The following is a 14,248-nucleotide window of genomic DNA, read 5'->3' on the forward strand; positions in this document are numbered from 1 at the left end:
ACTCAGGCAACCGGGCGCGGCTGGAATACCGACCAGCCCGTCCGCTGGGTCAGCCGTTCCAGCGCCAGCGCGCCCAGCTGCGAATTGCCCTTGTCGTTCAGCCCCGGCGACCATACCGCTATCGACGCGATGCCCGGCGCCACGGCGAGTATCCCGCCCCCCACGCCCGATTTGCCCGCAAGGCCGGTGCGGAACGCGAATTCGCCAGAATTGTCGTAGTGCCCGCACAGCATCATCAACGCGTTGATGCGGCGCGCACGGCGTGGCGATACGACGCTAAGGCCCGTGGCGGGGTTGCGCCCGTCGTGCATCAGGAACCGCCCCGCCATGGCCAGCTGGCGACAGCTCATCGCCAGCGCGCACTGGTGGAAATAGACACCGAGCGTGCGCTCCACGGGATGGCGAATATTGCCGAACGCCCGCATGTAGTTGGCCAGCGCGAAGTTGCGGAAGCCGGTTTCTCGCTCGGCATTGGCCACGCGTTCGTCGATGATCACGCTCTCGTCGCCCGCCAGCGCGCGCACGAAGTGCAGGATGCTGCCGATCGCCTCGCGCGGTTCGTGGCCGGACAGCAGCACGTCGGCCACCACGATCGCGCCGGCGTTGATGAACGGATTGCGCGGAATGCCGTGCTCGCTTTCAAGCTGCACGATCGAGTTGAAAGCGCTGCCCGATGGCTCCCGGCCCACGCGGCGCCACAGGGCATCGCCCACCGCGCCCAGCGCCAGCGTGAGGGAAAACACTTTCGAGATCGACTGGATCGAAAACGGTTCTTCCGCATCCCCGGCCGTGAACACGTCCCCTTCGGCCGTCACCACCGCGATACCGAAGCGATCGGGCGATACGCAGGCCAGCGGCGGGATATAGTCGGCCACCTGCCCGCGCTCGGTGGCCTCGCGCATTTCGGCGGCAATCTCGGCAACGATGGCGGCGATATCGCTCACTTCAGATAGCGCTTATACCAATCGGCGATCCGCTCGAACCGGTCGCGCAGGAAGCTTGGCCGGACAAGTCCGTGGTGTTCGCCAGGATAAGCCACCAGCCGCGTCGGAACCCCCGTCAGCTTGAGCGCCTGATAGAGCTGCTGCCCACCGATCAGCGGCACGTTGTCGTCCGCCGTGCCGCCCAGGAACAGCGTTGGTGTCTTGATCCGGTCCGCATGGAGCAGCGGCTCGGAAAGGCGCGTCCACAGTGCCGTGTTCTGCCACGGTGGGCCAAGCTCCTGCACATATTGCTCGATGGACTGGTCCACGCCGAAGAAGGCGAAGATGTTGCCCACCCCCGCCCCGCTGACACCGGCCTTGAAGCGGCTGTCGCGCACGATCAGATAGTCGGTGAGAATGCCGCCATAGCTCCACCCGCCAACGCCAAGGCGCGCAGGATCGGCAATGCCCTGCGCCACCGCCCAATCGACGGCGGCGTGCAGGTCGAGCACTTCCTTGTTGCCCCAGTCGGCGGCGATCGCGGCACCATAGGCATCGCCCCGGCCCGAACTGCCGCGGTAGTTGACCGCGAGCACGGCATAGCCCTGCGTGGCGATCCATTGCCGCATCGTGTCGGTCTCGTGCGCGTCCTGCGCCGTAGGCCCGCCGTGAATCCACAGCACGGTAGGATAGCGTTGCCCCGGCACGTAGCCGGCCGGGAGCGTCAGAATCCCGTGCACCTCGCTGCCGTCGCTCGCCATGGCGGCAAAATCGCGCACCGGTGACCAGGCAATGCCCGCGTTGAGCGCGCGGTTGTGCGCGGTCAGCGGCCGCATCGTCTTGCCTTCCAGCGCATAGACTTCGGGCATCGCGTCATCGCCGCTGGCAATCACCGCGCGCGGCGCCCTGGCATCTTGGCCGCCGCACTGGTCGAACACCGCCAGCCGGGAATCGCCCAGGCGCTGCACGCCGCCCGTCGCCAGATCGAAGACGGCGGGAACCTCGTGCCGGTCCTCGGCCAGGATGGCGCCCACGCGCCCGCCGCCCAGATCGACGGGCCGTTGCACATAAGTGCCCACCGATGTCGCCACGGTCCGGGTTTGACCGGTCGCCAGCACCGTTTCGGCAAGGCGCGGCTGGCTATACTGGTTTAGCTTGGGCACATCGCCCACCAGATGCGCGATTTTCGCGCCATCGGCAGACCAGATCAGCGCCTGCCCCAAAGCCCCGGCAAGCTTCGTCACCACGCGCGGAGCCGCGCCCGCCTTCGCTTCCACAACGGTGAGCCACTGGGTTGCCGGCGCGGCGGGATCGATGCCGTGATTGGCAAGGTAGGCCACGCTCTTGCCATCGGGTGACCATTCCGCCGCGATGACGTCGAACGAATCCGAAGCCGTCAGCCGCATCTCGGTGCGCGTGGCCACGTCGAACAGCGCCAGATGGGTATGGCTCGCGGCGGTGATGAAGCCCTGGCCGTCTTCCTTGAACTTTGCATCATCGACCACGACCGGCAGCGGCCGCTCGGCATCGTCCTTGGGCGGCTCCGGCGCGGGATCGCTCAACGTCAGCAGTAGCTGGCGCGAATCGGGCGACCAGCGGAAGGCGGCGATATCGCCCTTAACATCGGTCAGCTTCTGCGCCTCGCCCCCGCGCCGGTCGAGCAGCCATATCTGGGCCTGCTTGTCCTTGCCGCGCTTCGAAAGGAACGCGATGGTCTTGCCATCCGGACTGAACGCGGGCGCGCTGGCGCTCTCTTCGCCGTCTGTCAGCTGCAGCGCGGGCGCCCCGGCCAGATCGGCAAGCCAAATCACCGATCGGCGCTTGTCCGTCTTCACGTCCGCATCGCTCACCACGTAGGCGGCCTGCCGGCCATCGGGCGCGCAGGCCATTTCCGAGAGCGATCGCATCGCGAGAATGTCGTCGATAGTCACCGCGTGACGTGCCGGCGCGGATTCCCCCGCGACCGCGAAGGCCGGCAGTGCAGCCAGCGCCAAAATCGTGCCACACCGCAGCGCGCGTGAAGCCTGACGCCATTTCGCGATACCCATCTCTTCCCCCCAACAATCCGTGAAGCAGAGCGTAACCGGGCGGGCCCCAACCGGCAATCGCTCCGGCAAAAAGGGTGCCCGCTGCGCAATCAGCCCCCGATGCCCGCTTTCAGCCCGCCCCCCGCGCGTACGCCCGATACATTTTGCGACAAAGCGCCCCGTGGCTGACATACCCCGGTTACAACTTGTCTATAACTTTAGATCATGAATCTTTATATCTCCTCCATAGGGGCAGCCCGTCCTGGCTCAGGGGGAAATCGTATCCGTTCAGGGTCCAGCCAGGGATGAGGGAGCCCACGACGGCAGCAGCGGCGTCCCCGCCCGCACGTCTGTGGGAACGCATTTGCAACGCCCGGATACCGTTGTGGGCAGTCGGCCTCCTGAGCCTTTGCGGGGCGGTCATCACCATCGCGTTCGGCGCGATCGTGGCACAGGCCGATCGCCATGGCGCGCTGGGCAAGGCTGCGGCCCAGATCGCCAGCATCCCCAACACGCTGGCCGGCGTCTATCATGGACTGTTCCCCAACCGGCCGAAGCTGGTGCTCGATTACGTGCCGGAACCCGGCGGGCTGCACTATGCGGCCGGCCAGAGCTTTGTCGATCCGGGCTATGTCCTGCTTACGGAATTCAGCAATGCCCGCCAGCAGCGGGTCATCCGCCTGATGCGGCTGAGCGATGGCAAGATGCTTCGCGAATACGCGCCGGACGTGCGCGCCATGCTGCAAGGGTCCACGTTCCGATCGGCCATCGTCGACCTGCAACGCGACAAGACCCAGCGGCTCTACTTTCCGATGCATCCCATGCTCACCAATGATGGCGGGCTGATCCTGCACGATACCTCGCCGCTCACGCGGATCGATGCCTGCGGGAAGCGGCAGTGGATGATCGACGGCATCTTCCACCACGCGGTCGAACGCGCGCCTGACGGCACGCTGTGGGCGGCCGACCGGCAACCCCGATCGCGCCGCCCCGGGCTTGGTCCGCTGTTCGGGGACGAGAATATCGTGCATCTCCGGGCGGACGGAACCGTCCTGCGGCGCGAAGCGATCATCGACATTCTCGATCGCAACGGCCTTGGCTATCTCTGGCGCAGCCGCCCCTACCAGGACGATCCGATCCACCTGAACGATGTGCAGCCGGTGCCGGGCGATGGCCCCTACTGGCATGCCGGCGATCTCCTGCTCAGCCTGCGCAACCTTTCGATGATCGCCCTTTACCGGCCGACGGAAGGCCGCATCGTGTGGCATCGCGAAGTGCCGTGGCGGTTCCAGCACGATGTCGCCGTGATCGACGATCATCGCATCTCGGTGTTCGACAACAACTGGCGCTGGAACTGGCAGGCACCCGAAAAGGTAGAAACCGACGGGCACAACCGCCTCCTTGTCTATGACTTCGCGGCCGACACGGTCAGCGATCCGCTGGGTGAGGCCTTCCGCAAGCTGGACATCCGCACGCACGCGCAGGGCAGGGCGATGCCCCTGCCCGGCGGCGATTTCCTGATCGAGGAAACCGAACGCGGCCGCCTGTTCCGCATCGCGCCCGATGGCTCCGTCCGCTGGCGCTACGTATCCGCCGATCCCGACCAGCACCGGTATGAACTGCGCTGGAGCCGGTATCTCGATCCCATCGCCGACAAGGTCGGCATTCAAGCAGCGGTGAACGCCAAATGCGAATGAACCTTCAGAGCATGGCCCATGGCCTTTCGATCGCTTCCCTTGCCGCCATCGCCCTGATGGCCACGACCGTTCCGGCGCAGGCCTATGTCGGCCCGGGCCTGGGCCTTGGCGCCATTTCCACCGCACTGGGCGTGGTGGGAGCCATTCTTCTCGGGATCGTGTCCTTCGTCTGGTATCCGGTCAAGCGGCTGGTCCGCGCGGCGCGGCGCAAGCCGGCTACGCCGGCGCAAAGCGATCCGCTGCCGGAATCCGAGCTGTGATTCCCGCCGCGCTGGTCCTGTTCGCCGCGCTTCTGGCCTCCGTGCATCTGGCGCGCCGGTGGATGCTGCTGCGCCATTTCGGCGATCTTGCGGCAATCGGTCGGCGCTCGGCGCGTACGCTCGCCCGCAGCGGCGTTTCCGATTGGAGCAAGGAACGCGCGACGCGCATTCTCGCGATCCGGATGATGGGCAAATCGCTCGCGGCCGGCGGCCTCCTGCTGATGATCGTCCTGCCCATCGCAGCCGTGCTGGCGATCGGCCCGGTCGCGGGCATTCCAACGCAGGACGCACTGTTCGATCCCACCGCCCGCCTGTCCATTCTTGCCGCAGGTATCGCCCTTGCCTTCCTCCGCTCCCGCGTCCGCCGCTTTGGCTTACGGCCCGCTTGACCGCCGGCTGCACCGCATCGCCCTGGGCAGCGACGCGGTGCTGGAGTTGAGCTTCGATCTGGAACGCGCCCGCCATGGCAAGGCGGCGGCGGCGCGGGAACTCGGCCCGCCGGTCTTCGTCACCGGCCTCGCCCGTGCCGGCACGACCATCCTGATGCGGCTGATCCACGCGGCCGACGATTTCGCCGCTCTCCGCTATCGCGATCTGCCCTTTCCGCTGGCGCCGAACAGCTGGGCGCGGATAACCGCCCGCCTGAAGCGCCGGGTCGAAACGCGCGAACGTGGTCACCTCGATGGACTGGAGCACGATCTCGACAGCCCCGAAGCGATCGAGGAAGTGTTCTGGAAGCTCCACGATGGCAAGCGCTATTGCGGTCCGGACGGCTTGGTCCCCTATCAGCCCGATACCGAAACCCTGGCCGACTTCGGCGATTACCGGCGGCTCGTCTGCCTTCGCTATGGCGCTCAGCGCTATCTTTCCAAGAACAACGCCAACGTGCTGCGCGTGAGCAGCCTGGCGCGGAACGTTCCCGGCGCGCGCATCATCCATCCCTTCCGCGATCCGCTGGCGCAGGCCCGTTCGCTCCACCGCCAGCACCGGCAAGCCTGCATGCTGGCAGCGGACGATCCGTTTCGTGGCGCCTTCATGCGGTGGCTGGGCCACCACGAATTCGGCGCGCACCAGTTGCCTTTCCTGCTGCCCGCCGGCTCAGGCCCCCAGGGCGATCCCGATACGCTGGCGTACTGGCTGGCGACGTGGATCGGCGTCCATACCCACCTGCTCGGCCAGCCCGAGGACGTGCGCGAAACCCAGGTTTTCGTGGACTACGACCTGCTGGCCACCGGCGATCCCGAATTGCTGGACCGGCTTGGCAGGCGGCTCGATCTGGCCCGCCCGCTCTCGCCCGTAACACTGCGTCCGCCGACGGCGCTGCCACACCGGGACGTGAAATTGCCCGCTGACCTGATGGATGAGGCCAACCGGGTACACGCCGCGCTGCGGAAGCGCGCGGCGGCCCTGTAAGGAGCCACCGCCCGGCTTGTCGCTATCCCGCGATCACGGCCTTGACCGCGGCGATGGCTGCGGCCGCCTTCGCGCCATCCGGACCGCCGCCCTGCGCCATGTCGGGGCGCCCGCCGCCGCCCTTGCCGCCCAGCGCTTCCACGCCCGCGCGCACCAGATCGACGGCGCTGACCTTGCCGGTCAGGTCGTCGGTCACCGCAGCCGCGATCGAGGCGCGGCCATCGTTGACCGCGACGATCACGGCCACGCCCGAACCAAGCCGCTGCTTCGCCTGATCGAGCAACCCGCGCAGTTCCTTGGGGTCCAGCCCTTCGAGCACCTGGCCGGCGAACTTCACCCCGCCCACGTCCTCGTCGGCCGCTTCGGGCTTCGTCCCGCCACCGCCACCCAGCGCGAGGGCCTTTTTCGCCTCGGCCAGTTCGCGTTCCAGCTTGCGCCGCTCGTCGAGCAGCGCGGCAATCCGGCCTTCGACGTCCTCTGGCGTGGTGCGCAGCAGGCTGGCGGCGTGCTTCAGCGCTTCCTCGCGGCCCACCAGCCACTGGCGCGCGCCTTCACCGGTCAGCGCCTCGATCCGACGCACGCCGGAGCTGACCGCGCTTTCGGACACGATGCGGAACACGCCGATATCGCCCAGCGCGCGAACGTGCGTGCCGCCGCACAGCTCCACCGAATAGGGATGCTCCGCGCCCGCGCTGCCCATGCTCAGCACGCGCACCTCGTCGCCATACTTTTCGCCGAACAGCGCCATGGCCCCGGCGGCGATCGCGTCGTCGGGCGTCATCAGGCGTGTGGTCACCGGCTCGTTGCCGCGGATCTCGGCGTTCACTTCGGCCTCGATCACCGCGATGTCCTCGGCGCTGAGCGCCGTCGGGTGCGAGAAATCGAAGCGCAGGCGATCAGGCGCGACCAGCGAGCCCTTCTGCGTCACGTGCGCGCCCAGGCGGTGGCGCAGCGCCGCGTGCAGCAGGTGCGTGGCGGAATGGTTCGCGCGCGTGGCATCGCGGCGCGCGGTATCCACCGCCAGCGCCACAGCGTCGCCCACCTTGATCGTGCCGGCTTCGACCTTGCCGTGGTGCGCGTGCAGCCGGCCCAGCGGCTTTGCCGTATCGCTGATGGCGATCTGCAGGCCATCGCTCCCCGTGATCGTGCCGCTGTCGCCGGTCTGGCCGCCCGATTCGCCATAGAACGGGGTCTGGTTGGTCAGGACGACCACCTCGTCGCCCGCGCTCGCCGACGGGACTTCCTTGCCGTCCTTCACCAGCGCGACCACCTGCCCCTCGCCGCTTGTCGCGGTGTAGCCGGTGAATTCGGTCGCTCCCTCGCGCTCGGCGATGTCGAACCACACTTCGCTGTCGGCGGTCTGGCCGGACCCCTTCCACGCCGCGCGCGCCGCCGCTTTCTGCTGCGCCATTGCCGTGTCGAAGCCGTCCTTGTCGACGGCGATCCCGCGGGAACGCAGGGCGTCCTCGGTCAGGTCATAGGGGAAGCCGAAGGTATCGTAGAGGCGGAACGCCGTCTCGCCCGGCAGCTTGTCGCCCTCGCCCAGCTCCGTCGTCGCCTCGTCCAGCAGCTTGAGACCGTTCGAAAGCGTGCGGCGGAACTGCACTTCCTCGCGCAACAGGGTTTCCTCGATCAGCGGTTGCGCACGACCGAGTTCGGGATAGGCCTGGCCCATCTCCGTCACCAGCGCGCCGACGAGCCGGTGCATCAGCGGCTCCTTCGCGCCCAGCAGGTGTGCATGGCGCATGGCGCGGCGCATGATCCGGCGCAGCACATAGCCGCGCCCTTCGTTCGACGGCAGCACGCCGTCCGCCAGCAGGAAGCTGGTCGAGCGCAGGTGGTCCGCGATCACGCGATGGCTGGCGCGCTGGTCGCCTTCCGCCTTCACCCCGGTCAGCCCTTCGGACGCGGCGATCAGCGCTCGAAACGTGTCGGTATCGTAGTTGTCGTGCTCGCCCTGCAGCACCGCCGCTACGCGCTCCAGCCCCATGCCGGTATCGATCGACGGTTTGGGCAGGTTGCCGACGATTTCGCCCGCCGCCTGCTCGAACTGCATGAACACGAGATTCCAGATCTCGATGAAGCGGTCGCCGTCTTCCTCGGCCGATCCCGGAGGGCCGCCCCATATGTGGTCGCCGTGGTCGAAGAAAATTTCCGAGCATGGCCCGCACGGGCCATCATCGCCCATCGCCCAGAAGTTGTCCTTGGTGGCGATGCGGATGATGCGGTCCTCAGGCAGGCCGGCGATCTTCTTCCACAGCTCGAACGCCTCGTCGTCGGTGTGATAGACCGTGGCGAGCAGCTTGTCCTTGGGCAGGCCCCATTCGCGCGTCAGCAGCGTCCAGGCGTGGGTGATCGCCTGTTCCTTGAAATAGTCCCCGAACGAGAAGTTGCCGAGCATCTCGAAGAACGTGTGGTGGCGCGCGGTATAGCCCACGTTGTCGAGGTCGTTGTGCTTGCCGCCGGCGCGCACGCACTTCTGCGAGGACGTGGCGCGCGGCACGGCGCGCGTTTCCAGCCCCGTGAACACGTTCTTGAACGGGACCATGCCCGCATTCGTGAACATCAAGGTCGGGTCGTTGTAAGGCACCAGCGGCGCGCTGTGCACCACCTCGTGCCCTTGCGAGCCGAAGTATTCGAGGAAGGACCGGCGGATTTCGTTCGTCGACGTCATGAGCCGCCGATTAAGCGAGCGTTCGGCCCGGAACAAGCACGTTTCGCCGATCAATGTGATCGCACATGCTATTCGGCCGTCGCGCGCACCAGCCAGACCGCCGCGGGGAACGAGACGACATCGCCTGAACGGTGGCTTTCGAGCAGATTTGCCAACCGTTCCAGGAAGGCTGGCCGCTCCGCTTCGGACATCACGCGAATCGCCCGCGCCGCGGGACCGATCCGGCCGAAGAACGCCAGCGCTTCGGCCACGGCATCGGGTCCGGCTCCTGCGATATAGTCGAAATCGACCGGGGTGAACGTCACGTCCCGCCATCCGCGCAGGCAGGTGCGCACATGATCGGGATCGGCGAACGCGAACGGCCCCGGCGCGAAGGGATCGCCTGAAGTTGGGGGTGGGGCTGACGCGGATGCGCCGGATTCCGGCAGCAGCGAAGCGATCCCGCTCGCCCAGCGATTCTCGCGCGGGGTGCGGAAGCAGGAGAAGACGATTCGCGCGCCCGGCGCGGCTATGGCGGAAAGGTGCGCGAAAGCGGCCGGCGGTTCGGGAAAGAACATCACGCCATGGCGCGAGACATACAGGTCCGGGGCCTGCTCCGGCTGCCAGGTCGAGGCATCGGCAACGGCGAAACGCACGTTGTCCAATCCGGCAGCCCGTGCCGACGCAGCCGCCACCAGGTCCGCCGAAACGTCGACACCGGTCACCATCGCATTGGGGCGGCCCCGCGCGAGCGCAAGCGAGAGTTCGCCGGCGCCACAGCCAATATCGACGACGTACCGCCCCGGCTCTTCATCGATCGCCGCCAGCAGATGCGGCGTCATCCGGGAAAAGCTGCGGTCCGTTCGGGCCTGCTCGTCCGCCCAGCTCCGACCCACGCCGCCCTGCCATTCGCCGATGTCCGTCATGTCCGTTCGCCTTCTTCCCGACCCCTCCCGACGCCAAGAAACCGGCACCGCTCCTGCCGGGGAGCGTGCCGGTTCTTTGGTCTGGCTGGACGGACGCGAGCGAGAGGAAGATGCCCGCGCCCGTCAGCCTGAAGGATCAGATGTCGTCGTCCGCGTCCGGCCCCGCCATCAGTCCTTCGGCAACCTGTTCGGTGCGGCCGCGAATGGCGGCTTCCAGACGGTCGCAAACTTCCTTGTTCTCGCGCAGGTAATTCTTCGCGTTCTCGCGCCCCTGGCCGATGCGGATCGAATCGTAGCTGAACCACGCACCCGACTTTTCGACGAGCCCGGCCTTGACCCCGAGATCGAGAATCTCACCGATCTTGGAGATGCCCTCGCCGTACATGATGTCGAATTCGACTTGCTTGAACGGAGGCGCGACCTTGTTCTTGACGACCTTGACGCGGGTGGAGTTGCCGACGATCTCGTCACGGTCCTTGATCTGCCCGGTGCGGCGGATGTCGAGCCGGACCGAGGCATAGAACTTGAGCGCGTTGCCGCCGGTGGTGGTTTCGGGATTGCCGTACATCACGCCGATCTTCATGCGCAGCTGGTTGATGAAGATCACCATGCAGCGCGAACGGCTGATCGAACCGGTCAGCTTGCGCAGGCTCTGCGACATCAGGCGCGCCTGCAGGCCGACGTGGCTGTCGCCCATCTCGCCCTCGATTTCCGCCCGGGGCACCAGCGCGGCGACCGAGTCGACCACCAGCACATCGATCGCGTTGGAACGGACCAACGTGTCGGTGATTTCCAGCGCCTGTTCGCCGGTATCGGGCTGCGAGACGATCAGCTCGTCGATGTTGACGCCCAGCTTCTTGGCATAGACCGGATCAAGCGCGTGCTCGGCGTCGACGAACGCGGCGGTACCGCCGTTCTTCTGCGCTTCGGCGATGACGTGCAGCGCCAGCGTGGTCTTGCCCGAGCTTTCCGGCCCGTACACTTCGATCACGCGGCCGCGCGGCAGGCCGCCAACCCCGAGCGCGATATCCAGCCCGAGCGACCCGGTGGAAATCGCTTCCACCTGCATGGTCTCCTTCGAGCCGAGCTTCATCACCGAGCCCTTGCCGAATGCCCGGTCGATCTGGGCGAGCGCCGCGTCGAGCGCCTTCTGACGATCCATTTCCTTGTCTTTGCCTTCCTGAATGAGCTTGAGCTGCGCCGCCATGGCTTCTCGTCCCCTTGCTAGAGATGGCTGACCTGAACCGTCAACAGGGACTATGTACCCACTTTGTTCCATAAGAACAAGATGGGAACGAAAATTTTTCCCGGCATCGCCGGAAAATCATCCATACCATTGTAGATTATAGATTTTATGCGCCTCGCAGCACTTTTTCCACGGCCGCGACGATCTGCGCGACCGAGAACGGCTTGGCGATAAAGTGCATATTGGGGATGTCGATATCGCGCCGCAGCTGCTCTTCGGCATAGCCCGACATGAACAGCACCGGCAGATCGGGCTTCAGCCGGCGAATCTCCCGCGCCATGGCGGGGCCGTCCATCGAAGGCATCACCACGTCGCTCACCACCAGGTCGAACGGCCCGTTCCGGCCGATCGCTTCCAGCCCTTCCTCGCCGTCGGCGGCGGTGGTCACCTCGTAGCCTTGCCGCACCAGCGCGCGCTCGGCCACGGCGCGGACGGTGTCCTCGTCCTCGACCAGCAGCACGCGCCCACCGCCGCTCCATTCGCGCCGGACATCAGCCTTCGGCTTCGGGCCTTCCAGGCTGGTTGCCGGATCGGGGGCATGGACCGGCAGGTAGATCGAAAACCGCGTACCCCGGCCTACCTCGCTTTCAGCGAAGATGAACCCGCCCGATTGCTTGACGATGCCATAGACCGTCGAAAGCCCGAGCCCGGTGCCCTTGCCCTTTTCCTTGGTGGTGAAGAAAGGTTCGAAGATCTTGCCGAGCAGCGCCGGCTTGATACCGTGGCCGTTGTCCTCGACGATCAGCGCGGTGTAATCGCCGATCGGCAGGATATCGCTTTTCATCCCGCGCACGTCGGCGGCGGTGATGCGCCGGGTCATCAGCCGCAGCACCCCGCCGCTCTTGTTGTCGGCCATGGCATCGCGCGCGTTGACCGCCAGGTTAAGCAGCACCTGTTCCAGTTGCACCGGATCGGCCCGCACGAAGCCAAGGTCGCGGTCATGCGTCACTTCCAGCTGGATCTTGCCGCCCAGCAGCCGCTTGAGCAGGGTGGACACCTCGGCCACCACGTCGGGCAGTTGCAGCACTTCGGGGCGCAGCGTCTGCTGGCGCGAGAAGGCGAGCAACTGGCGCGTCAGCGATGCCGCGCGGTTGGAATTGGCCTTGATCTGCTGGATATCGTCGTAATCGCTGTCGCCCGGCGTGTGGCGCATCAGCATGAGATCGCAATACCCGATGATCGCGGTCAGCACGTTGTTGAAATCGTGCGCCACGCCGCCGGCAAGCTGGCCCACGGCTTGCATCTTGGTGGCTTGCGCGATCTCGCGCTTGAGGCGGGTTTCCTCGCTCGAATCCTTGAGGCTGAGCAGCACCGCGCCATCGCCCAGCCCACGCACGCCGGCAAGGCTCAGCGAAACCGGCTCCTCGGGCGAGGACCGCAGCCGCACCGCCACATCGCCCGCCGTCGGCGCCCCTTGCGCGTAACGGCGCACGGCATCGGCGAGCGCGCCCTTGTCCTCGCGGATGACGAGGTCCGAGGGATAGGGAGGCGGCATCGTGTCGTCATGGCCGGCGGCGCGCAGGAAAGCCCGGTTGGCGAACAGGAAGCGCCCGTCGCGGTCCGTCATGGCCAGGCCCAGCGGCAGCCTTGCGAGCAAAGCCTCGATCTGCGGCAGGCCGGTGCGCGCGTCGCCCACCCCGCCCTGGTTGTCGAGCAGGATGAACAGCGAGGCGGTGTGCGAGGGATCGGCATCGATGCCCCCGTCCGGATCGGCTACCGGCAGGTGGATGAAACGCACCGGGATGCCCTTGGCCCCCTCGCGCGCGTAGTAGATCCGCTCCTGCTCGTCCGAGCGGAACCAGGCCACGAATTCGGTCCCGGCAACCGCGCCGTTCTCTTCCCCGCTGGCGCGGCTGGCGAACGCGGTATTTCCGGCAAGGATGCGCCCGTCCGGCGCCACGACCGCCGCCTGGATGCTTTCGCGGGCCAGCGCGCGGCCCACCTTACCGCCGATGTGCTGCACCATCTCCGCCACCAGATCGCGCTGGTTCACGGGCGTGAAACGCCACACGAGGTAATCCTCGCCCCGCCCTGCGCGGGCGACTTCACCGCTCCAGCGGCCGGTCGCGGTTTCGATCAGGTCCAGCGTGGCGCGCCCGTCGCGCCAGGCGGTGCGGGCGGCGGCGTCGAGCGCCTCGGCCTGCGGCTTCGACACCGGCAGGCGCGGCGGCGCGGCACCAAGGCCGAACCATTCGCTGAACCGCAGACTGGCGCAGGCCAACCGGCCGGCGCGGTCGGTGATGGCGATGCCCATGTCCGGCCGCTCGATCGCGGCATGGGTCACCGACCAGTCGGGCGCGGCGAAATCGGGCGCGGCCACCTGCGGGCGCAGGCGCAGGGCCAGCCGAAGCGCACCGCCCAGCAGCAGCGCGCCACCGGCAAAGGCCACCGCGACCACCGGCTCGCCCGATACCGCCCACAGCAGAACGGCCGTCGCCACCAGCGCCCCGCCCAGCAACAGCCATTCGCGCCAGGGCGCCCTGGCGTCCTGCGCCACGGGACCAAGCGCGAGCGGCGATTCGTTCATTCGGCGTGATCCCGCGCGGCCGCGCGCATCAGCCGCGTGCGGCGCTTGTGCCCGGTCCACCAGCGCCAGCCGAGCGCCGAGAGGACATAGCCCGCCACCGCCGCCAGCAGCGAAATCAGGAACAGACCGATCAACAGCGATGGCGCGGCATCGCTGCCCAGCCACGCGAGCCATTCCCCCACACCCGCTCCGCGCGTAACCAACTCACGCACCGTCAGGAAATCGGCGTGATAGCCGAAGCTGTTGCCCACCCAGATCGCGCCGGGCAGGAACACGAACAGCGTCGTCGGCGGAATCGAGATGAACGTCATCAGCGCAGCCAGCGGGATATTGCCGCGGACGGGAACACACATCAGTGCTGCGCCAACGATCTGCACGCCGGGAATCAGCGCGAAGATGCCGATGAACAGGCCCGCCGCCACGCCGCGCGGCACCGACCGGCGGGTGAACCGCCACAGCTCATGGCGCGCGGCGAGCGGACGGGCGAAGCGGTTCTGCTCCATCTGCTCGCGCGTTGGCATGTTGGCCTGCGCCCATTTCACGATCCTGTCGAACATCGCGTCCTGCGTTCCACCC

The 14,248-nt window shown here is 67.1% G+C and carries 11 protein-coding genes; 4 read left to right on the plus strand and 7 right to left on the minus strand.

Features of this window, described 5'->3' with window-relative positions:
* Positions 1-2 precede the first annotated feature (2 nt).
* Complete coding sequence (locus F1640_RS00940) at positions 3-944, minus strand: glutaminase (protein ID WP_194917290.1); 942 nt, start codon at positions 942-944, stop codon at positions 3-5.
* Entirely contained in the window at positions 941-2,971 is a 2,031-nt protein-coding gene (locus F1640_RS00945; RefSeq protein WP_194917291.1) for a S9 family peptidase, read from the minus strand. The genes F1640_RS00940 and F1640_RS00945 overlap by 4 nt, the downstream gene beginning before the upstream one ends.
* 362 nt (positions 2,972-3,333) lie before the next feature.
* Between F1640_RS00945 and F1640_RS00950 the strand changes: the two genes are divergently transcribed.
* The 4 genes from F1640_RS00950 to F1640_RS00965 are packed head-to-tail and all read left to right on the plus strand — an operon-like array spanning position 3,334 to position 6,320.
* Positions 3,334-4,647, plus strand: a complete 1,314-nt coding sequence (locus F1640_RS00950; protein ID WP_194917294.1) for an arylsulfotransferase family protein — start codon at positions 3,334-3,336, stop codon at positions 4,645-4,647.
* The gene (locus F1640_RS00955) at positions 4,644-4,907 is read left to right on the plus strand and encodes a hypothetical protein (RefSeq protein ID WP_206694602.1); all 264 of its coding nucleotides are present in this window, start codon (positions 4,644-4,646) and stop codon (positions 4,905-4,907) included. The genes F1640_RS00950 and F1640_RS00955 overlap by 4 nt, the downstream gene beginning before the upstream one ends.
* Positions 4,904-5,296, plus strand: a complete 393-nt coding sequence (locus F1640_RS00960; RefSeq protein WP_194917296.1) for a hypothetical protein — start codon at positions 4,904-4,906, stop codon at positions 5,294-5,296. Before F1640_RS00955 ends, F1640_RS00960 begins: the two co-directional genes overlap by 4 nt.
* Positions 5,277-6,320 (plus strand): sulfotransferase, encoded by a 1,044-nt coding sequence (locus F1640_RS00965; protein ID WP_194917298.1) that lies wholly within the window; start codon positions 5,277-5,279, stop codon positions 6,318-6,320. Before F1640_RS00960 ends, F1640_RS00965 begins: the two co-directional genes overlap by 20 nt.
* A gap of 22 nt (positions 6,321-6,342) precedes the next feature.
* Here F1640_RS00965 and alaS read toward each other — a convergent pair whose 3' ends face one another.
* From alaS to F1640_RS00990, 5 genes are all read right to left on the minus strand, one after another.
* Positions 6,343-8,994, minus strand: coding sequence for an alanine--tRNA ligase (alaS, locus tag F1640_RS00970; protein ID WP_194917300.1), 2,652 nt, complete (start codon positions 8,992-8,994; stop codon positions 6,343-6,345).
* Positions 8,995-9,062: 68 nt separating this feature from the next.
* Positions 9,063-9,899: a trans-aconitate 2-methyltransferase gene (locus F1640_RS00975; protein ID WP_194917302.1), complete on the minus strand. Its 837-nt coding sequence runs from the start codon at positions 9,897-9,899 to the stop codon at positions 9,063-9,065.
* A 136-nt stretch (positions 9,900-10,035) separates the two neighbouring features.
* Positions 10,036-11,106, minus strand: coding sequence for a recombinase RecA (gene recA, locus F1640_RS00980; RefSeq protein ID WP_124808679.1), 1,071 nt, complete (start codon positions 11,104-11,106; stop codon positions 10,036-10,038).
* A gap of 145 nt (positions 11,107-11,251) precedes the next feature.
* Complete coding sequence (locus F1640_RS00985) at positions 11,252-13,672, minus strand: response regulator (RefSeq protein ID WP_194917304.1); 2,421 nt, start codon at positions 13,670-13,672, stop codon at positions 11,252-11,254.
* Positions 13,669-14,229, minus strand: a complete 561-nt coding sequence (locus F1640_RS00990) for a DUF2062 domain-containing protein (RefSeq protein ID WP_124808681.1) — start codon at positions 14,227-14,229, stop codon at positions 13,669-13,671. The genes F1640_RS00985 and F1640_RS00990 overlap by 4 nt, the downstream gene beginning before the upstream one ends.
* Positions 14,230-14,248: the final 19 nt, after the last annotated feature.

The organism is Novosphingobium sp. NBM11 (genome assembly GCF_015390225.1).
Taxonomy (GTDB): Bacteria; Pseudomonadota; Alphaproteobacteria; order Sphingomonadales; family Sphingomonadaceae; genus Novosphingobium.

Excerpts from the sequence above, each read along its gene's own strand:
- F1640_RS00945 (WP_194917291.1), bottom strand. The coding sequence starts at position 2,971 with ATGGGTATCGCGAAATGGCGTCAGGCTTCACGCGCGCTGCGGTGTGGC.
- F1640_RS00955 (WP_206694602.1), top strand. The coding sequence starts at position 4,644 with ATGAACCTTCAGAGCATGGCCCATGGCCTTTCGATCGCTTCCCTTGCC.
- alaS (WP_194917300.1), bottom strand. The coding sequence starts at position 8,994 with ATGACGTCGACGAACGAAATCCGCCGGTCCTTCCTCGAATACTTCGGC.
- F1640_RS00975 (WP_194917302.1), bottom strand. The coding sequence starts at position 9,899 with ATGACGGACATCGGCGAATGGCAGGGCGGCGTGGGTCGGAGCTGGGCG.
- recA (WP_124808679.1), bottom strand. The coding sequence starts at position 11,106 with ATGGCGGCGCAGCTCAAGCTCATTCAGGAAGGCAAAGACAAGGAAATG.
- F1640_RS00985 (WP_194917304.1), bottom strand. The coding sequence starts at position 13,672 with ATGAACGAATCGCCGCTCGCGCTTGGTCCCGTGGCGCAGGACGCCAGG.
- F1640_RS00990 (WP_124808681.1), bottom strand. The coding sequence starts at position 14,229 with ATGTTCGACAGGATCGTGAAATGGGCGCAGGCCAACATGCCAACGCGC.